Annotated in this window: 17 protein-coding genes; 4 read left to right on the top strand and 13 right to left on the bottom strand. The window is 62.7% G+C overall.

What is annotated here, in order from left to right; all coding sequences use genetic code 11:
- Positions 1-13: 13 nt before the first annotated feature.
- From LJF34_RS02435 to LJF34_RS02400, 8 genes are all read right to left on the bottom strand, one after another.
- A complete protein-coding gene (locus tag LJF34_RS02435; protein ID WP_231183039.1) occupies positions 14-508 on the bottom strand; it encodes a GNAT family N-acetyltransferase in 495 nt (164 codons plus the stop codon).
- Positions 509-564: 56 nt separating this feature from the next.
- Entirely contained in the window at positions 565-1,716 is a 1,152-nt protein-coding gene (locus LJF34_RS02430) for a low temperature requirement protein A (protein ID WP_231183038.1), read from the bottom strand.
- A 115-nt stretch (positions 1,717-1,831) separates the two neighbouring features.
- Positions 1,832-2,371, bottom strand: a complete 540-nt coding sequence (locus LJF34_RS02425; RefSeq protein WP_231183037.1) for a CBS domain-containing protein — start codon at positions 2,369-2,371, stop codon at positions 1,832-1,834.
- Positions 2,372-2,415: 44 nt separating this feature from the next.
- The gene (locus LJF34_RS02420; protein ID WP_231183036.1) at positions 2,416-2,790 is read right to left on the bottom strand and encodes a DUF555 domain-containing protein; all 375 of its coding nucleotides are present in this window, start codon (positions 2,788-2,790) and stop codon (positions 2,416-2,418) included.
- Between the two features lie 69 nt (positions 2,791-2,859).
- Positions 2,860-3,345 carry a GNAT family N-acetyltransferase gene (locus tag LJF34_RS02415; protein ID WP_231183035.1) on the bottom strand — a complete coding sequence of 162 codons (486 nt, stop codon included), beginning with the start codon at positions 3,343-3,345 and terminating at the stop codon, positions 2,860-2,862.
- 64 nt (positions 3,346-3,409) lie between these two features.
- The gene (locus LJF34_RS02410) at positions 3,410-3,679 is read right to left on the bottom strand and encodes a C2H2-type zinc finger protein (protein ID WP_231183034.1); all 270 of its coding nucleotides are present in this window, start codon (positions 3,677-3,679) and stop codon (positions 3,410-3,412) included.
- Positions 3,676-5,046 carry a hypothetical protein gene (locus tag LJF34_RS02405; protein WP_231183033.1) on the bottom strand — a complete coding sequence of 457 codons (1,371 nt, stop codon included), beginning with the start codon at positions 5,044-5,046 and terminating at the stop codon, positions 3,676-3,678. Before LJF34_RS02405 ends, LJF34_RS02410 begins: the two co-directional genes overlap by 4 nt.
- A 95-nt stretch (positions 5,047-5,141) precedes the next feature.
- Positions 5,142-5,675 (bottom strand): Rrf2 family transcriptional regulator, encoded by a 534-nt coding sequence (locus LJF34_RS02400; RefSeq protein ID WP_231183032.1) that lies wholly within the window; start codon positions 5,673-5,675, stop codon positions 5,142-5,144.
- Positions 5,676-5,823: 148 nt separating this feature from the next.
- On the opposite strand from LJF34_RS02400, the gene rocF reads away from it, so the two are divergent.
- Positions 5,824-6,744, top strand: coding sequence for an arginase (gene rocF / locus LJF34_RS02395; protein WP_231183031.1), 921 nt, complete (start codon positions 5,824-5,826; stop codon positions 6,742-6,744).
- Between the two features lie 317 nt (positions 6,745-7,061).
- Here rocF and gyrA read toward each other — a convergent pair whose 3' ends face one another.
- Both gyrA and gyrB read right to left on the bottom strand, forming a co-directional pair.
- Positions 7,062-9,569, bottom strand: a complete 2,508-nt coding sequence (gene gyrA / locus LJF34_RS02390) for a DNA gyrase subunit A (RefSeq protein WP_231183030.1) — start codon at positions 9,567-9,569, stop codon at positions 7,062-7,064.
- Positions 9,566-11,482, bottom strand: a complete 1,917-nt coding sequence (gene gyrB / locus LJF34_RS02385) for a DNA topoisomerase (ATP-hydrolyzing) subunit B (RefSeq protein ID WP_231183029.1) — start codon at positions 11,480-11,482, stop codon at positions 9,566-9,568. Before gyrB ends, gyrA begins: the two co-directional genes overlap by 4 nt.
- Before the next feature lie 402 nt (positions 11,483-11,884).
- On the opposite strand from gyrB, the gene LJF34_RS02380 reads away from it, so the two are divergent.
- From LJF34_RS02380 to LJF34_RS02370, 3 genes are all read left to right on the top strand, one after another.
- On the top strand, positions 11,885-14,302 hold the full coding sequence (locus LJF34_RS02380; RefSeq protein ID WP_231183028.1) for a DNA topoisomerase VI subunit B: 2,418 nt from the start codon (positions 11,885-11,887) through the stop codon (positions 14,300-14,302).
- Positions 14,299-15,393 (top strand): DNA topoisomerase IV subunit A, encoded by a 1,095-nt coding sequence (locus LJF34_RS02375; RefSeq protein ID WP_231183027.1) that lies wholly within the window; start codon positions 14,299-14,301, stop codon positions 15,391-15,393. Before LJF34_RS02380 ends, LJF34_RS02375 begins: the two co-directional genes overlap by 4 nt.
- Positions 15,394-15,485: 92 nt before the next feature.
- Positions 15,486-15,671 (top strand): hypothetical protein, encoded by a 186-nt coding sequence (locus LJF34_RS02370; protein WP_231183026.1) that lies wholly within the window; start codon positions 15,486-15,488, stop codon positions 15,669-15,671.
- A 7-nt stretch (positions 15,672-15,678) separates the two neighbouring features.
- On the opposite strand, the gene LJF34_RS02365 is transcribed toward LJF34_RS02370, so the two are convergent.
- From LJF34_RS02365 to LJF34_RS02355, 3 genes are all read right to left on the bottom strand, one after another.
- Positions 15,679-16,527 (bottom strand): zinc ribbon domain-containing protein, encoded by an 849-nt coding sequence (locus LJF34_RS02365; protein WP_231183025.1) that lies wholly within the window; start codon positions 16,525-16,527, stop codon positions 15,679-15,681.
- A 79-nt stretch (positions 16,528-16,606) separates the two neighbouring features.
- Positions 16,607-17,356: an MBL fold metallo-hydrolase gene (locus LJF34_RS02360; RefSeq protein WP_231183024.1), complete on the bottom strand. Its 750-nt coding sequence runs from the start codon at positions 17,354-17,356 to the stop codon at positions 16,607-16,609.
- A gap of 49 nt (positions 17,357-17,405) precedes the next feature.
- Positions 17,406-17,774: a YkvA family protein gene (locus LJF34_RS02355; RefSeq protein ID WP_231183023.1), complete on the bottom strand. Its 369-nt coding sequence runs from the start codon at positions 17,772-17,774 to the stop codon at positions 17,406-17,408.
- Positions 17,775-17,852: the final 78 nt, after the last annotated feature.

Raw genomic sequence — 17,852 nt, 5'->3', positions numbered from 1 at the left:
TCGCCAAAATTCTCTACAACTCCTTCACGTACAGGTATCCGGACGTGTGGATCCGCTCGTCGTAGAACTCCTCGTCGCGTCGGTAGCCCGCCGACTCGTAGAACTCGACGGCGCGTTCGTTCTCGGTCATGACGCCGAGTTGGATTCGCTCGCCGCCGCGTCGTTCGACGGTTCGCTCGACGTGGGAGAGCAGTCGTCCGCCGATTCCCTCGCGCCACCGACCGGGGAGGACGTAGATGCGACCCAAATCGAACGTCGCGGACCCTTCGACGGGATTCGCACCGACGAATCCCACGACCCCCGCGTCGTCATCGACGGCGACGTCGAGGATGGATTCTCCGATTTCGATGAGCGAGCGGAAGGTCTCGGCGTCGTAGTACTGTTCGAGGAAGTCGTTCGTCGCCTCCGTGCCGATGATCGGTGCGTGAGCCGAGTGCCACGCCCGCTCGGCGACGTGTCGTATCGCCTCCGTGTCGCTCGGCCTCGCCGGACGAATCCCGATTCCCATGAACGAATGTCGACGGGGCACGTGAAAAAGATGTCGTGAAATTGTGATTTGAGCGGTCATTCCGACCGAACGACCCGCCGGTCCTCGGAGCGAACCGTCTCGTATCCGGCCAGCGCGACGAACAACGCGGTGAGGAGTAAGAGCGCGACGACTGACGGGACGACGACGGCGACCGGAATCAACAGGACCGCGATGATCGACACGACGGCTCGCGCGACGCTGATGGTGCCGTGGTCGCGGAACCGGTAGGCGTTGTGACCGCAGAGGTAGAGCGTTCCGCCGCCACACAGCGCGACGGCGGGAATCACGCCGAGCGCCGTTCCGACGTGCGCTACCGTCTGTTCGATGCCGAGCGCGACGAAGATGATGCCGCCGATGACGAGGAGGTGGATGTAACTGTAGGAGTCGCGGGCCAGCACCGACCGTTCGCGGTCGGACGCCCGGACGAGTCGTCGTTCGGCGGCGAGCGTGACGTAATCGAAGTAGAGCCACCACAGCGTCGCGATGAGGACGAACCCGGCGAGGACGCCGAGAAGGAGACGGTTCCCGAGGGGGAGTCCGGCCATGCCGACGCCGATGGCGACGATCGACTCCCCGAGGGCGATGATGACGATGAGTCTGTGACGCTCGACGAAGTGGCTCGCTTGAACGTGAAACCCCTCGACGCCGCGAACCCGCGCGACGCCGTAATCCAGCGCGATCGCGGCGATCCAAAACGCGCTCTGGAGCGTCTCACCCACGAACCCGGAGGCGATGAGGAGGACGGGTGCGCCGAGGAATCCCGGCGCGAGGCGGAGGACCGCGTCCCGCGTTTCCGGCGGCGTGGCGAGCCCATAGAGGACGACGTGCAACCCACGAACGACGAAGTACGCGGCGGCGAAGACGACCGCGTCGGCGGTGAACGCCCGCGGAATCGCCAGTGCGACCACCAACATGGCCGCCATCGCCAGTAGGATGACCGAGCGCTGGAAGAGGACCTCCTCCGCCGGAATGGCGTTCGTCAGCCACGAATACCCGACCCACGCCCACCACACTACCGCGAGCAGTGCGATGCCGCGCACGACACCCGCCCACGTCAGATGCGTGGTGAGAAACCGCGTGATTTGGGTGATGGCGAACACGAACACGAGATCGAAAAACAGTTCTAACGGAGTCACTTCCGACTCCTCCTCGCCCGTGTCCATGGGGAACGAATCGGTCACGCTCATTCGGACTCACGACGTTTCGGCTTGCTGTCCGGCATATCGATCGCTATTCGAGAAGACATTGTCGTCCTCCCCCATCAATGGACTGGTGAAAATCCGGGCCGACACCCCGAATCGGTTACGACAGCCGAGCCGCGATGTCCGCTTCCGTGACGATGCCGATGGTTTCGCCCTCCTCCGTCACCATCACGGCCTTGTAGTGGTCGAGAAGGTTGCTGATCTCGTTGAGCGTCGCCGACTTCGAGACTGTCGGGAAGCTCTCGTCCATGAACTCGCGAACCGCCTCGTCGCGGGCGTCTTCGCTGACGTGAACGAGGTCGCTCTCGCTTATCGAGCCGACGGGAACGCCCTGTTTGATGACCGGCAGTTGGGAGTAGCCCGCATCCTGCATGTTCTGTACCGCTTCGCTCACGGTATCGGTGGGTGCGACGCTGACGACCGATTCGTGCAGGAGGTCACCCGCACGCACGATGTCACCTTCCGATTCCTCCAACGCGTTCACGATTCGCCGGAGCGTCGAAAGCCTGGGATCCACGTCGTCGCCCTCGATTCGGGCGATGAGCGGCTGTGAGACGCCCGCCCGCTCCGCGAGTTCGCTCTGTGTGAGTCCCAAGTCGGTTCGGTGTTCCCGAAGGTCTTGGGGTGTCGGAAGTTCCATACGTAGAAATTACCAACGGTTATGGTATAAATTGTTCGGACCGTTCAGGCCTCGCCGAAGTCGATCTCCTCGTCCTCGTCGAACTCGATGGTTTCGACGATCGAGAGCGGCACGTCGCGAAGTGCGCCGCCGACTTCGCTCTTGGCGATACGTTGGGCGTGCTCTTCGTTCTCGGCGTTGAACACCTTCATTTCGAGGACGAGGCCGACGAGCGCGGTGTGGGCCGCGATGAACGCCGAGTCGAACGGTTCGCCGCAGGCCGGACACCCCGTCGCGCCCACTTCGACTTCGACGTAGTCCATGTTCTTCTGGTTCAGCCGTTTCCCGGCTTCGCTGACCGCAACGCCTATCGCATCGTCGATATCGCCGACATCGCGTACCAACCATGCCGCCTCCATCGCAACGAGGTAATTGCTCATACTCGACCCAGACACCGGAGGGTTTCGTGTCTTTTGGTTTGCGGGCCGGAAATCGACGTTCTGCTGCTTTCAGGCGACCGATATGTTCCGCGCCATCTCCACGCACGCCAGTTCGCCGCCGCCGGTCACTTCGTGTATTACCGTGGAAATCCGCTCGTACCCGCGTGCCTCGTAGAACGGGACTGCGTTCAGGGAGGCGTGAAGCGTTACCGAATCGACTCCCGCGTTCCTCGCCCGCGATTCGAGGTGCGAAAGCAGTTCCGACCCGACCCTGTTCCGTGCGTGGTCGGGATGGACGTACACCGCCGAGACCACGCCGGTATCCGGTTCGACGCGGCCGAACCCCGCGAGCTCGCCGCTCACCTCGGCCACGAGGACGGATTCCGTTTCGCTCCGTATCGACTCCACGTAGGGTGCGCTCCCGAGCGGTTGTGCCGCCCAGCGTTCGACCTGCTCTTCGTGGTATCGCTCCACGCCGAACACGCGGATGGCCGCACACCGAAGGTCGAGAATCGGCTCGGCGTCGGCTTCCGTCGCGTGACGAATCGAGGGCATGGAGTTCGAGACGACGGAGGAAGCCCTAACCGTATCGGCGGGGCGGAGCCAGTCATCGGCGGAACTACGAGATGCCGATGATGGCGTAGATGAACAGGAACCCGAAGTACAGCAGGACGAGGATTCCGAGCGCCTTCAGACGGAAGTGTTTCAGCTCCTCCGTTTCCACCTCGTAGGCGTCGTAAAAGGCCGCGACCTCGTCCTCGGAAAGTTCGTCGCCGTGTTCCAACCCGTGGTGGAGTACGAGGTACTCCTCCTCGCGGAACGGGTCGCCGCAGTAGGCACACACGTGGGGCGATTCGCCGGTCGGAACGCTGTAGTCTGTCGTGGTCATGGTGGTGTGAGTGTCGGTTGCGAAACGATCCACAGACTGGTCATCGTGTACAGAATCATCACCGCGACGAGCGGGTACTGGCTCCGTATCGCCTGCATTCGATTCGGAAACACGTCGTACGCCGTGGCGTGGGCCACCCAAACCGCGAGGAGGTGGCCGAGCAGGACGAACGCCATGTTGAGGCCGCCGAACCACGCCGGTAGGACGATATAGACGGCCTGCGGCGGATCGAGCGGACTCGACAGCACGCCCAGCAGGGTCGGCGAGAGCGAGAGGAAGTAGCTCACGTAGTGAGCGAGGTGGTAGCCGACCGCGATGGGCAACAGCGACGGCGCGAAGCGCCGGGCGATTGCGGACGGGGTGAGGTACGTGTCCGCTGTGTCGCGGGAGAGCCGCGTCGCCACCCTGTACGCGCCGAGGAACAGACCGTAGCCGCCGAGGAGCGCCGCGAGGTACGCGACGTTCAGCGGAACGCCGGCATCGGCGACGGGGCGGACGACGTCGGACCAGAGCGGCGTGGAGACGAAGCCGTCGTAGGTCGTCACCCAGAGGATGGCGACGACGAACCCGACTTCGTCGAATCCCGTGACGAGTTTCGTCTCGGTCAGGCGCGCACCGGGCAGTTGAAACTCGAAGCCCGAGTCGGTCCGTCGGAGCGGGGCGACCCGTCCGTAGTACCGAAACACGCGGGCGATGGGGTCCACCGTCCCGAACCAGCGTTCGGTGCCGTACAGCAGGATTCCCGCGAGCGTGACGACGGTATAGACGGCGATAACGTCCGCCAGCATCTCGGGTTTGTCCGCGAGCGGGCTGATGACTTCGAGCCAAACGAGCGCGAGGAGGCCGACGACGCTCGGCCACGCTCCCAACCGCTCGGGATAATTCGCTTCACGGGAGGGCAGGAGTTCCCCGACCGTTCGCCACGGATTGAACGCGGGCCACGTGTTCCCGACGACGTACACCGATATCGTGTACGCCGCCCACCACCCCACCCAGACGGCGAGGATGGCGAGGTTTTCCCGGGCGGTTTGCGGACCGAACCATCCGGCCGCGACGATGGCGAGGAGGGCGAAAACGCCGACGACTTTCGTCACGAACACGGCTCCGTCGGCGGACCGCGACGTGAACCGTTGCCACTGGTGTATCGTCCGGATGAACGACCGGTCGGTGATGAAACTGGCGAGCAGGAACGACGCGCTCACGACGCCGCCGCCCGTGAGGATGAACAGCCAGAGCGGGACGGCTAGGGATTTCGAGTCCCCCTGCAAACTCGCACCGTGTGCCAGTGCATGGCCGGAAACGGCGATGAGGAACCACAACACGGCGACCAGACGGGTCGAAACCCGAATCGGAGTTCGACGGTGCATCGGTGGAAGTTGGAGCGTCCGTCGATAATACTTTCCGAAAGCGAACGACGAGCGTCGGAGAGTCAAAAAAAAACGAAACGCGACCGGAGTCGATATCAGTGGTTCGGCTCTTCGGTCGGTGCTTCCATCCCCTCGATTTTCAGGATGAGGATGTTACGGGTGTCGTCCTTGCCGTCTACCGTCCCCTCAACGACGAGTTTCGAGAGGGGCGTCGGACCGACCTTCACCGAGTCGCCCTCGTGGAAGTCGCGGACGGATCCGCGAAGGTGAATCTCGGCGCGGCAGAGTTCGGGGTGGTGAACGCTCGTGAGGTCGATCTCCTCGATGTTGCTCTGTTCGACCGGTTCGCCGTTGTGTTCGAGGGGAACCTCGGCGGCGGTGTCCAAGTTCTGGATGTCGAGCGCTTCGAACGCCGTCGCGGTCGGTTTGTACCCGCCTTTCGGGCCGGGGACACCCTCCACGAGTTGGAGCGCTTTGAGGCTCTGCATCTGGTTTCGGATCGTTCCGGGGTTGCGGTCGACCTCTTCGGCGATGTCCTCGCCCTTGACTGCATCTTCGGTCTCGCGGTGCAAGTTTACCAATGCCGTCAGTATCGTCTCCTGACTAGGCGTCAACTCAATGCTAGACATTACACGAATCTTGGTAATTGATTTCCTTAAATCCGCCGAATATCCCGGGAGAACCGCGGTACCTTACCCGTCGGAACTCCTCGGTTAAATAGAGTTTCATCCGGTCGAAAGGGAGCGTTTGAAACCCCCCCGACCCGTCCGTTCAATCATGACGAAACCCGTCCAGATAATCGGGGCACCGGTGGACTACGGCGCGAACCGACGTGGCGTGGACATGGGACCATCCGCCATCCGCTATGCCGGACTGGCCGAGGAACTCGCCAACTCGGACGTGACCGCGATCGACGCCGGCGACCTGACCGTTCCGCGCGCGGAGGAGCGCGACCCGGAAACCGAAGAACCGAGGGACGGCAAGGCCAAGTTCCTCCGCGAGACGGCGGACGTGTGTTCCCGCCTCGCCGACACGGTGGCGGACGCCATCGACGACGATGCCTTCCCGCTCGTCCTCGGCGGCGACCACTCCATCGCCATGGGGACGCTCGGCGGCGCGGCCCGCGACGCCGAAATCGGGGCCATCTGGTTCGACGCGCACAGCGACTTCAACACCCCGAAGACCTCGCCGAGCGGTAACGTTCACGGGATGCCGCTCGCCGGCGCGCTCGGCATCGATGACTTCGCGGATACCGACTGGGCGAACGCCACCGGTCTGCGCGCCGAAAACGTCGTCCTCGTCGGCCTTCGAAGCGTGGACGACTCCGAAGTCGACGCCATCCGCGAGAGCGGCGTCACGACCTTCACCATGTCCGACATCGACGAACACGGTATCACGGAAATCGTGGAGGAGGCCCTCGATATCGCCACCGACGGCGTGGACGGGGTCCACGTCAGCTTCGACATGGACTGGCTCGACCCCAAGGAAGCGCCCGGCGTCGGGACGCCCGTTCGCGGCGGCGTCAGCTATCGCGAAGCCCACTCCGCCCTCGAAACCGTCGCCACGCGCAACCGGGACGAAGGCATCCTCCGGTCGCTCGAATTCGTGGAAGTAAACCCGATTCTGGACGAACACAACGAAACCGCCGCGCTCGCCACCGAACTCGCGGCGAGCGCGCTGGGCAAACGCATCCTCTAAAACCACCTTTTTATTGCGAGGGTCGCTCCGCGACCCTCGATAAAAATCTGGACCAAAAGCACGCCTCCTTCATTTCGATGGCCGACGCGCGGGGCGCGTCGGCCATCTCCATTCAGTCGGCGGCCCGGAAAATCGGAGATTTTCCGGAGGGGCGGCTAGCGACGAACGGGAGTGTCAATTTTGCGGCCTCGGTAGCTGTCCAGATTCCGATTTCTGTGAACGCGAAAATTCCGCTGATTCGACGGTAGTGCCGACGAGCGACCCGAACGTTAGAAAGGAGAAAAAAGAGAGAACGAGCGGAAATCGCACCGGGACCGTTACTCGTCGGCGACCGGTTCCGATTCCTCGTCTACCGTCTCGGCATCGTCCGGCATCGCGTCCGCGGCCTCGGCGGGAATCATGTCCACGCTCGCCACGCGGTCGTTCTCGTCCACGTCCATCACGGTGACGCCCATCGTGTTCCGGCCGACTTCCGAGATGTCCGCCGCCCGGATGCGCATGATTTGCCCCCGCTCGCTCATCAGGACGAGGTGATCGTCCTCGATGACGGTTTTCACTTCGGTAACCGATCCGTTGCGGTCGCCCGTCTTGATGTCGATGAGACCCTTTCCGTTGCGGGATTGGGCGCGGTACTCCGCGAGTTTCGTTCGCTTTCCGTACCCCCGCCGGGTGACGGTGAGGAGGTCATCGACGTCGCCGTTCGCGGCGACCATGCCGACGACTTCGTCATTCTCGTCCAATCGGATGCCGTGGACACCGCGAGCGTTGCGGCCCATCTCGCGGGCCTCGGTTTCGTCGAAGCGGATGGTCATTCCGTTCTTCGTGGAGATGAGGAGGTCCTTCGTTCCGTCCGTCACCTTCACGTCCACGAGTTTGTCGTCGTCTTCGAGTCGCGCGGCGATCTTCCCCGTCGAGTGGATGTTTTCGAACTCCTTCGCGGCGGTTCGTTTGACGTACCCCTGCTGGGTGACCATGCTCAGCGACTCGTCGTCTTCGAACTCGTCCGTCGTGATGACGGCAGTGATGTCCTCGTCGCGCTCCAAATCGAGGATGTTGACCGCGGATTTGCCGCGCGCCGTGCGCGACATCTCGGGGATCTCGTACGTTTTCAGGCGATAGACCTCCCCGTGATTCGTAAAGCAGAGGAGGTAATCGTGGGTGTTCGCGCGGAACACCTTCGAAATCTTGTCGCCCTCTTTGACGTCCGCGCCGATGATACCCTTGCCGCCGCGACCCTGCGCGTCGAACCGGTCGATCGGCATGCGCTTGACGTAGTCCTGCTCGGTGACGACGACGAACACGTCCTCCTCGGCGATGAGGTCCTCGCGGGTGACTTCCGACGTGTCCTCCACGATTTTCGTCCGTCGATCGTCGGCGTACTTCTCCTTCATTTCGAGGAGTTCCTCCTTGATGACGCCGAGGAGTTCCGACTCGTCGCCGAGGATGGTTTCGAGGCGCTCGATGCGCGCCGTCACGTCCTCGTACTCGGACTCGATCTCCACTGCTTCGAGCGAAGTGAGGCTCCCGAGTTGCATCCGAACGATGTGTTCGGCCTGCTTCTCCGAGAAGTCGAACGTCGCCTGCAACCCGCTCCGTGCGCCGTCCCGGTCCTCCGCGTTGCGGATGAGTTCGACCACGTCGTCGATGTTGTCGAGCGCGCGCAGTCGCCCTTCGAGGATGTGTGCCCGTTCTTCCGCCTCGTCGAGTTCGAACTCGCTGCGCCGCCTGACGACGTCGCGGCGGTGGTCCAAATAGTGCTGGAGCAGTTCCTTCAGCGTCAGGACTTTCGGCTGGCCGTTGACGAGCGCCAGTGAGATGATGCTAAAGGTTCGTTCGAGGCGGTGGTTCAGCAGTTGGTTCTCGACGACTTCCGGAATCGCGTTCTGCTTGAGTTCCACCACGACGCGGATGCCGTCGCGGTCGGACTCGTCACGCAGGTCGCGGATGCCGTCGATGGTGCCGTCGTTGACGTGGTCGGCGATGCGCTCGATGAGTCGCGCCTTGTTCGTCTGGAACGGCAGTTCCGTGATGACGATGCGGTCGTCCTGCACCTCGTACTCGGCGCGGACGCGGAGGCGTCCCCGTCCGGTTTTGTACGCCTGATGGATGTCGTTCCGACCGACGATGTTCGCACCGGTCGGGAAGTCCGGTCCCTTGACGTACTCCATCAGGTCCTCTATCGTCGCATCCGGGTTGTCGATGAGTTCGACCGTCGCGTCGATGACCTCGCCCAGATTGTGCGGCGGGATGTTCGTGGACATCCCGACGGCGATGCCGGACGACCCGTTGATGAGGAGGTTCGGCACCGCCGAGGGGAGGACTTCCGGTTCCTCCAAGCGCCCGTCGTAGTTGGGTTTGAAGTCCACCGTGTCCATCTCGATGTCGGCCAGCATCTCCTCGGACAGCGAGTCCATCCGGGCCTCGGTGTACCGCATCGCCGCCGGCGGGTCGCCGTCCACGCTGCCGAAGTTCCCCTGCCCGTCGATGAGGGGATAGCGCATGGAGAACGTCTGTGCCATCCGTGCGAGCGCGTCGTAGATCGACTGGTCGCCGTGCGGGTGGAAGTCGCCCATGGTGTCCCCGACGATGTTCGAGGATTTGCGGTGACTCGCGTTGCTCGTCACGCCCGACCGGTGCATCGCGTAGAGGATGCGCTTGTGGACGGGTTTCAACCCGTCGCGCACGTCGGGGAGCGCACGACCCGCGATGACCGACATCGCGTAGTCGATGTAGCTCTGTTCCATCTCGTCCTCGACGCGGACGTTCCGTACCTTCTCCGCTACCTCGTCCGGGAGATCCGGATTGTCCGGTGTGTCTGAACTCATATATCGACCCACTCCGCTTCGGTGGCGTGATCCTGAATGAACTGCTTTCGCGGCCCGACGGCGTCACCCATCAGCACCGAGAACATCTTGTCCGCCGCCGCGGCGTCCTCGATGGTTATCTGTTTGAGGATGCGGTTTTCGGGGTTCATCGTCGTCTCCCACAACTGCTCGGGGTTCATCTCGCCCAGTCCCTTGAACCGCTGGACCTGCGAGGGGTTCCCGTTGCATTTCTCCTCGATGATTTGGTCGCGTTCCTCCTCGGTCATCGCGTCGTACGTCTTGCCCCGGTAGCGAACGCGGTACAGCGGCGGTTGGGCGGCGTACACGTAGCCGGCCTCCAACAGCGGTTGCATGTAGCGATAGAGGAGCGTCAGGTAGAGCGTCCTAATGTGCGCTCCGTCCACGTCCGCGTCGGTCATGATGATGATCTTGTGATAGCGCGTCTCGTCGATGTCGAACTCCTCGCCGACGCCGGATCCGATGGCCGTGATGAAGTTTCGAATCTTCTCGTTCTCCAGCACGCGGTCGAGTCGGTGTTTCTCGACGTTCAACACCTTGCCGAACAGCGGCAGGATGGCTTGGAACTCGCGGTCACGGGCCTGTTTGGCTGAGCCCCCGGCCGAATCGCCTTCCACCACGAACAGTTCGGATTTTGTCGGGTCGCGCGACTGGCAGTCGGCGAGTTTGCCCGGCAGCGCGCTCGATTCGAGCGCGCTCTTTCGACGGGTGAGTTCCTCGGCCTTCTTCGCGGCTTTCCGGGCCTTCGCGGCTTCGACCGCTTTAAGGATGACGGCCTGTGCGGTGTCCGGGTGTTCTTCGAAGTAGACCGACAGTCCCTCGTGAACGGCGCTTTCGACGATGCCACGGACCTCGCTGTTGCCGAGTTTCGTTTTGGTCTGTCCCTCGAACTGCGGGTCGGGGTGCTTGACCGAGATGACGGCGGTCAACCCTTCGCGGATGTCCTCGCCGCGGAGGTTCTCCTCGATGTCGCCCAACATGTCGTTGTCGTTCGCGTAGTCGTTGACGATGCGGGTGAGGGCGGTTTTGAACCCGGTCAGGTGGGTGCCACCTTCGCGGGTGTTGATGTTGTTGGCGAAGGCGTGGATCGACCCCTGTAACTCGTCGGTGGCCTGCATTGCCACTTCGACTTGGATGTTATCGTCCTCGTTCTCGAAGTAGATGACCTCGTTGTGGAGGGCGGTTTTCGTTTCGTTCAGGTATTCGACGAACTCGCGGATGCCGCCGTCGTAGCGGAACGTATCGCCTTTCTCCTCGTCGCGTTCGTCGTCGAGGACGATTTCGACGCCGGAGTTGAGGAAGGCGAGTTCTCGCAGGCGGTTTTCGAGCGTGGAGTAGGTGAACTCCGTCGTCTCGAAGATTTCCGTGTCGGGCCAGAACCGCTGGTACGTGCCGGTTTCCTCGTCGTCGCGCATGTCTCGAACGCGCTCCATCTCCCCCGCGGGGTTACCGCGCTCGAACGTCTGTCGCCAGACGGCACCGTCGCGTTTCACCTCGACTTCGAACTTCTCCGAGAGGGCGTTCACCACGGAGATACCGACGCCGTGGAGGCCGCCGGACACTTGGTAGGACTTGTTGTCGAACTTTCCGCCGGCGTGGAGGACGGTCAGGATGACCTCCAGTGCGGGCATGTCGTACTCCTCGTGGCGGTCCACGGGAATCCCGCGTCCGTCGTCCGCGATGCTGACGGAGTCGTCTTCGTGAATCGTTACGTCGATACTGTCACAGTAACCGGCTAACGCCTCGTCGATGGAGTTGTCCACCACTTCGTAGACGAGGTGATGTAACCCACGAGAGTCGGTAGAACCGATATACATTGCCGGTCGTTTTTGAACGGCTTCGAGCCCTTCAAGAACCTGTATCTGCCCGGCGCTATACTCATCTCCGTCGCTCATAAATTCTGATTTTTAGTAGGAAGGCACCACTGATAAAGTTCACGCACGCGCGCGCGGTGGCAATTAAAATTAGCTTCCCCCGACCCTTTCCTCCTTCCCCTCCTCGAAGAGAGAAAAGCCCGACCCCACCCCCCGCGTCGACTCCGGACCGGTTTGCCGGACGTGGAACAGTACCTTCGACCGCCCCTACCCCGTCAAAGGGGTTCCGAGACGTAAGCACACCGATAGTTCGAAGGACGACTCGGTACGTCGCGAACGGGTCCGACGAGCGGGGTACAAACCGCGCTTCCGAACCGTGAAACGCCATTATCGGTCGAGAGAGATCCCTCCGACGTCACTTTCACTTTCACTCCGCTTCATCGGCGCAGTTTTAACGTCCGCGAGGATAAATACGCCCGAAGAATGCCTTCGATGCAGTCTACGCTCGGCGAGGAGGGGATCGCCGAAGAGTTGGCGGAAAGTCAACGTCAGATCTCCATCGCCGAGTTCTTTGAGAAGAACAAGCATATGCTCGGCTTCGACAGCGGTGCCCGGGGGTTGGTCACCGCCGTCAAGGAGGCGGTCGACAACGCCCTCGACGCCTCCGAAGAAGCCCGATTGAAACCGTTCGTCCGCGTGAAAATCGAGGAAGTCGGCGACTACTACCGACTCATCGTCGAGGACGAGGGGCCGGGAATTACCCGCGAGCAGATTCCGAAAGTGTTCGGGAAACTCCTCTACGGGTCGCGGTTCCACAAGCGCGAGCAGTCCCGCGGTCAGCAGGGTATCGGCATCTCCGCCGCCGTCCTGTACTCCCAACTGACGAGCGGGAAGCCCGCGAAAATCACGAGTAAACCGAAGGGAAGCGACGGACAGCGCTACTTCGAACTCATCATCGACACCGACGAGAACGAACCCGAGATTCAGAACGAATCCGACACGCCGCCCGTCGGCCGCGAACTCGTCGGGACGCACGGCACGCGCATCGAACTCGAAATGGAAGCGAACATGCGCGCGCGCCAGCAACTCCTTCGGTACATCAAACACACCGCCGTCGTCAATCCGCACGCGAAGATCGTCTTCGAGGAACCGGGAATGGAAGAGGGCGACGAGATGGTGTTCGAACGCGCCGAGGGTGCGAGTCTCCCCGCCGAAACCGAGGAGATTCGCCCGCACCCGCACGGCGTCGAACTCGGGACGGTCCTGAAGATGCTCGGAAGCACCGATTCACACAGCATCTCCGGATTCCTGCAGGAGGAGTTCACCCGCGTCGGCAAGAAGACGTCAGAGAACGTCATCGAGAACTTCCGCGACCGACACTTCGGTCGGGAGGCCGCGTGGCGACCGCCCCAGACCCACGAGGAAGTGAACATCGAGTCTGCCGTCGAAGGGGCAGTGGCGAACAAGGGTGCGGACGCGACCAGCGCGTTCGCGGAAACGGTCGCCGAACGGGCCGGGGAGAGCGACCGAATTTCACACCACCAACTGCGTGGGGTCATCGCCGTCGCCGCCGACGAAACGGAGGACGCGTTCGGAACCTCGTTCGGCGCGACGGTACGGGAAAACGCCCTCGACGCGGCGTGGGACGCGATAACCAACGACCGCGTGACCGACCTGTACGAACTCGTTGACGACGCGACGAGCGTCCGAAAGGACGACGAGACGGTTCGTGCCCTCGCCGAGCGCATCGCCGCGAAGTTCGACGGCGAGGAGGGTCACGACCGCGCGACGAAAAAGCAACTCTCGGAGTACGTCAACCGCGCGGCCGACATGACCGAGGAGCGCGAGGACGCCACGATAGGCGAGACGGCCCGCGAGAACGTCGCCGAGGCCATCTGGGAGTCGATGGTGACGGTCCCGGACGACGTTCCGAGGGTCCGCGACGTCGCGAACACTCGGGACACCGCGAGCGAACTCCTCGATGCGATGAAGGAGACGGACATCATCTCGCCGCCGACCAACTGCCTGTCGCCCATCACCGCGGATCTCGTGGAGGCCGGACTCCGCAAGGAGTACGATGCGGACTTCTACGCGGCGGCGACCCGCGACGCGGACGTTCACGGCGGCGACCCGTTCATCGTGGAGGCCGGAATCGCATACGGCGGGGACTTGCAGGCCGAAGGGACGGCGGAACTCCTCCGCTTTGCGAACCGCGTGCCGTTGGTCTACCAGCGCGGTGCCTGTGCGACGACGGACGTGGTGAAGTCCATCGGTTGGCGCAACTACAACCTCGACCAACCCGGCGGCCGCGGCGTGCCGAACGGACCGGTCGTCATCATGATTCACGTGGCGTCCACGAACGTCCCGTTCACGAGCGAATCCAAGGACGCCATCGCGAACGTCCCCGCCATCGAGGACGAGATCGAGTTGGCGATCCGGGAGGCGGCCCGCGAACTCAAATCGTACCTCAACAAGCGCCAGTCCCTCAAAAAGCGCCAGAAGAAACAGAACGTCATCGCCACCATCCTGCCCGAAATGGCCGAAAAGCTCTCGGCCGTGACCGGGCGGCAGGAACTCGAAATCGGCGACTCGCTGGCGCGCATCATGAACAACGTGCTGGTCGAACGCGAAGTCGAGGAGGACACGGTGAAACTCATCGTGGAGAACCACGGTTCGACCAACGAATCGCCGAAGTTGACCGAAATCGTGGCGACGGAACCCCGGAACCTCTCGGACGGCGCGACCGCCGTCGAGATGGACGGCGAGTGGTTCGTGACGTGGGAACCGACCGTCGAGAGCGGTGACGAGTCCGTTCTCGAGTACACCGTCGCGGAAGACGTATCGTTCGACGCCGTAACGGTCGAAGGAATCGAAGACGAGCGACTGACCAACAACACATGAGTACGGACAACGACAACGCAGAAGCCCAAGCGAAACTCATCGACCTCGCCGCGGAGTTCTACGACCAGTTCGCGGGCGGACAGATACCCGAGATGTCCATCCCGACCCGGACGAAGAGCAACATCGAGTACGACGAAGACGACCACGTCTGGGTGTACGGCGACCGGAAGAGTACCCGGAGCGCGAACAGCGTTCGCGGGGCGAGAAAACTGCTGAAGGCGGTGTACACCATCGATTTCCTCGCGAATCAGTTGGAGGAAGACCGCTCCTCGACCCTTCGTGAGTTGTACTATCTCTCCGAGTCGTGGGACGCGGAGGAGGCGCAGTTTTCCACCCAAGACGAGTCGAATCAGTTGATAGAGGACCTCGAAATCGTCTCGAACGTGACCCGCGAGGACTTCCACATGCGACCCGAGGAGTCCGGTGCGAAGGTGATGGGTCCGCTGTTGCTCCGGGAGCAGACCAACCGGGGCGACCGGGAGATTCACTGCCAGGACGACGTTGGACAAGGCGGCTACCAGATTCCGAACAACCCCGACACCATCGAGTTCCTCGACCACGACGCGGACTTCGTCCTCTGCGTGGAGACCGGTGGGATGCGCGACCGACTCGTCGAGAACGGGTTCGACGAGGAGTACAAGACGATCATCGTCCACCTCGGCGGCCAACCGGCACGGGCGACCCGCCGCCTGACCAAGCGCCTGCACGAGGAGTTAGACCTGCCGGTCACGGTCTTCACCGACGGTGACCCGTGGAGTTATCGCATCTACGGGTCGGTCGCCTACGGGTCCATCAAGAGCGCGCACCTGAGCGACTACCTCGCCACGCCCGAGGCGAAGTTCATCGGCATCCAACCGAAGGACATCGTGGAGTACGACCTGCCGACCGACCCGCTGAGCGATTCGGACAGGAACGCCCTCGAAAGTGAACTCGAAGACCCGCGCTATCAGACCGACTACTGGCGGGAGCAGATAGAACTCCAACTCGACATCGAGAAGAAGTCCGAACAGCAGGCGCTCGCCTCCCACGGTCTCGATTTCGTGACCGACACCTATCTTCCGGAGCGGCTTTCGGACATGGGTATCATCTGAACCGACTTCGCGTTTTCCGATTTTCCGTGGGGATGGGAGTTCACCGCAAGCAGTAGATACTCTCATGACGGAAGGGTGCGTACGAAAGCAGTATGCCGAACTGGCTGAACCTGAAACTGACGGGCGTCGGCGCGATGATTTGCGGGTTGGTCTGGGTGTTGACGACCTATTCGGTGCGCGTCTCGAATCCGTCCCTGTCTTGGCTCGCCGGCGTGGCGGGTATCTTTCTCGCCGTTCTCGCCGTCGCCGACGCGCTGGACGGCGGCCTCTCGGATTGAACGCACCTCAGACGAACTCGGTTTCGCCGGTCCCGGCCGAATCGGTTTCGAACCCGGCGACCCCGTCGGTAAAGTCCCCGCGGGCGCACGACCGGCAGTAGTGGTTGTCGCCCTCGTTGAGCGTCTTCACCGGGATTCCGGCGAAATACGTGCGCTCGTGGTAGGTCCGCTTCACGCCGTTGCCGACCGGTTCGGCACAGACGGAGCAGGGCGTGGCCGGTTCGAAAACCGTCTTTTCGTCCGTCGAGCGAACCCGACCGAACGTCGTCGGGGATTCGAATCCGGGGACGTGCTTGGGGGCGAGTAGGAGTAAAAACAACCCCAGCAGGAGCGAGGCGGTCCCGAAGACCAATCCCGCACCGGCCCAGTTGGTCAAGAGGAGGAACAACCCGAACAGGACGCCGAAGGCACCGAAGACGGAACTCACGGCGAACCCAAGGGCGCTCTTTGTCGTCCAGTCGGTTGACAACCCCTCGTCTTCGAGATACTCCTCCGAACCGTCCGCACGCAGTTCGATTCGCTCCGCACCCGGCGAATAGCAGTACCACGCGTAGAGCAGGTTGCCGACGCCGCTCGTCGTCATGAGCAGGAGGATGTGGAGGGGAATCGACCCGAACCCGCGATTTATCATCACCACTCGGTCGCCGTAATCGTGTTTCACGTCCCACCCTTCGACCGTGAGGTCTTCCACCCGGCGGCGAAATCCGAGGTCCCGCGGATGGTGGTCGGTAGTGTAGCGGCTACTACCGTTTTCCCCCGGGCCGACCGCGCGACCGCATTGCGAACAGAAAGAATCGCTAGGGGAGAGCGCCGAGCCGCACTGCGAACAGAAGTTGGAGGAACCGTGGGGACGCATGCGTGAACAATCTCGCCCTCACCTCAAGAAGATTGTGTTGCAGTGAAGGGTTCGGTCGTGTGAACAAATCTCTCCGCGTTCAGTTTTCGTCCACCGTGACTGCGATGCCCCTGTTCTCGACGTCCTCCGCGAACGCCGTCGAGTCCGCTTCGAGCGCCGCGAACGTATTGTAGTGAATCGGCACGACGAGGTCCGGGTCGAGGTCCGCGGCTAGCGCGGCCGCACTATGTCTGTCCATGGTGAAACTGCGACCGATTGGAGGGAGGAACAGCGACACGTCGAGCGCCCGGTGGCCCTCCAAGGCGTCCGAGTCGCCCGGCCAGAAGGCCGTCGTCCCGTCGAGCGACAGCAGGTAGCCGACGCCGAATCCCTTCGGGTGGTGTGGTTCGCCGTTCTCCCGGCAGTTCGGGCCGTTCTCCTCGTTGTACGCCGGAACCGACCACGCTTCGCAGTCCCCGACCGTCAGGTGGTCCTCCTCGCCGATTTCCACGACGTCGTAGGGGAGTTCGGCGGGCGGCGTCACGTCCCGGTCGATTTCGTCCGCGTCCACGCCCTCGTACACGACGACCGTGGCGTCTTCGCTCGCGACGCGCTCGATGCCGTCGGAATCGTAGTGATGGTTGTGGGTGACGAACACCGCGTCCCCGTCCTTCGCCCGATAATCTACGGGTTCCGGATGGCCGACATCCGGGGTGTCCGGTTCCCACTCACCGGTCAAAACGCCGTACCGTCCGGGGTCGAGGTACGCGACGAAGCCGTCCTCGGTTTCGAGGCGCACGGTCGCATAGCCGAGCCAATCCACCGTCACGCCGTCGTGTCGAACCGTCATGCGTTTCGTAGGGACGGTCGCGAACAAAAGCGTTCGGGAAGCGGTCGAATCAGGTAAGGAGGTGCCAGACGAGGAGCCCCACCGCGACCCAGCACAGGAGAATCAGGAGGGCGACTCCCCACCCGACTGCACCGTCGTCGACGTCACGATTTTTGGCCTGCTCGCGGGCGTCGACTATCACCTCCTCCGGAATCCCTCGCCGGGCGAGATACACGCCGAGTGGGATGAATATCATGTCATCGGCGTAGCCGAGAACTGGAATGAAGTCTGGAATCGGGTCGATGGGGCTGACCGCGAGGCCGACGGTCACGAGCACGATACCCTTCGAATACCACGGCGTTCGCGGGTCCCGACCCGCGAACGCTAGCGCCGTGACTTCGTGCCGGAGGTCCCGCGCTCGCTCGCGCCAGTTCGGCATCGTTCACGTCGTCGTGACGGGTGAAAGTAATCGTTCCGCCCGCGACGGCATGACGAGAGGGCACATCGTCGGATTTCG

It is taken from the genome of Haladaptatus sp. DYF46, from assembly GCF_021083305.1.
Taxonomy (GTDB): domain Archaea; phylum Halobacteriota; class Halobacteria; order Halobacteriales; family Haladaptataceae; genus Haladaptatus.
This window is presented reverse-complemented; position numbering and strand designations above follow the sequence as displayed.

Excerpts from the sequence above, each read along its gene's own strand:
- LJF34_RS02435 (WP_231183039.1), bottom strand. The coding sequence starts at position 508 with ATGGGAATCGGGATTCGTCCGGCGAGGCCGAGCGACACGGAGGCGATA.
- LJF34_RS02430 (WP_231183038.1), bottom strand. The coding sequence starts at position 1,716 with ATGAGCGTGACCGATTCGTTCCCCATGGACACGGGCGAGGAGGAGTCG.
- LJF34_RS02425 (WP_231183037.1), bottom strand. The coding sequence starts at position 2,371 with ATGGAACTTCCGACACCCCAAGACCTTCGGGAACACCGAACCGACTTG.
- LJF34_RS02420 (WP_231183036.1), bottom strand. The coding sequence starts at position 2,790 with ATGAGCAATTACCTCGTTGCGATGGAGGCGGCATGGTTGGTACGCGAT.
- LJF34_RS02415 (WP_231183035.1), bottom strand. The coding sequence starts at position 3,345 with ATGCCCTCGATTCGTCACGCGACGGAAGCCGACGCCGAGCCGATTCTC.
- LJF34_RS02410 (WP_231183034.1), bottom strand. The coding sequence starts at position 3,679 with ATGACCACGACAGACTACAGCGTTCCGACCGGCGAATCGCCCCACGTG.
- LJF34_RS02405 (WP_231183033.1), bottom strand. The coding sequence starts at position 5,046 with ATGCACCGTCGAACTCCGATTCGGGTTTCGACCCGTCTGGTCGCCGTG.
- LJF34_RS02400 (WP_231183032.1), bottom strand. The coding sequence starts at position 5,675 with ATGTCTAGCATTGAGTTGACGCCTAGTCAGGAGACGATACTGACGGCA.
- rocF (WP_231183031.1), top strand. The coding sequence starts at position 5,824 with ATGACGAAACCCGTCCAGATAATCGGGGCACCGGTGGACTACGGCGCG.
- gyrA (WP_231183030.1), bottom strand. The coding sequence starts at position 9,569 with ATGAGTTCAGACACACCGGACAATCCGGATCTCCCGGACGAGGTAGCG.
- gyrB (WP_231183029.1), bottom strand. The coding sequence starts at position 11,482 with ATGAGCGACGGAGATGAGTATAGCGCCGGGCAGATACAGGTTCTTGAA.
- LJF34_RS02380 (WP_231183028.1), top strand. The coding sequence starts at position 11,885 with ATGCCTTCGATGCAGTCTACGCTCGGCGAGGAGGGGATCGCCGAAGAG.
- LJF34_RS02375 (WP_231183027.1), top strand. The coding sequence starts at position 14,299 with ATGAGTACGGACAACGACAACGCAGAAGCCCAAGCGAAACTCATCGAC.
- LJF34_RS02370 (WP_231183026.1), top strand. The coding sequence starts at position 15,486 with ATGCCGAACTGGCTGAACCTGAAACTGACGGGCGTCGGCGCGATGATT.
- LJF34_RS02365 (WP_231183025.1), bottom strand. The coding sequence starts at position 16,527 with ATGCGTCCCCACGGTTCCTCCAACTTCTGTTCGCAGTGCGGCTCGGCG.
- LJF34_RS02360 (WP_231183024.1), bottom strand. The coding sequence starts at position 17,356 with ATGACGGTTCGACACGACGGCGTGACGGTGGATTGGCTCGGCTATGCG.
- LJF34_RS02355 (WP_231183023.1), bottom strand. The coding sequence starts at position 17,774 with ATGCCGAACTGGCGCGAGCGAGCGCGGGACCTCCGGCACGAAGTCACG.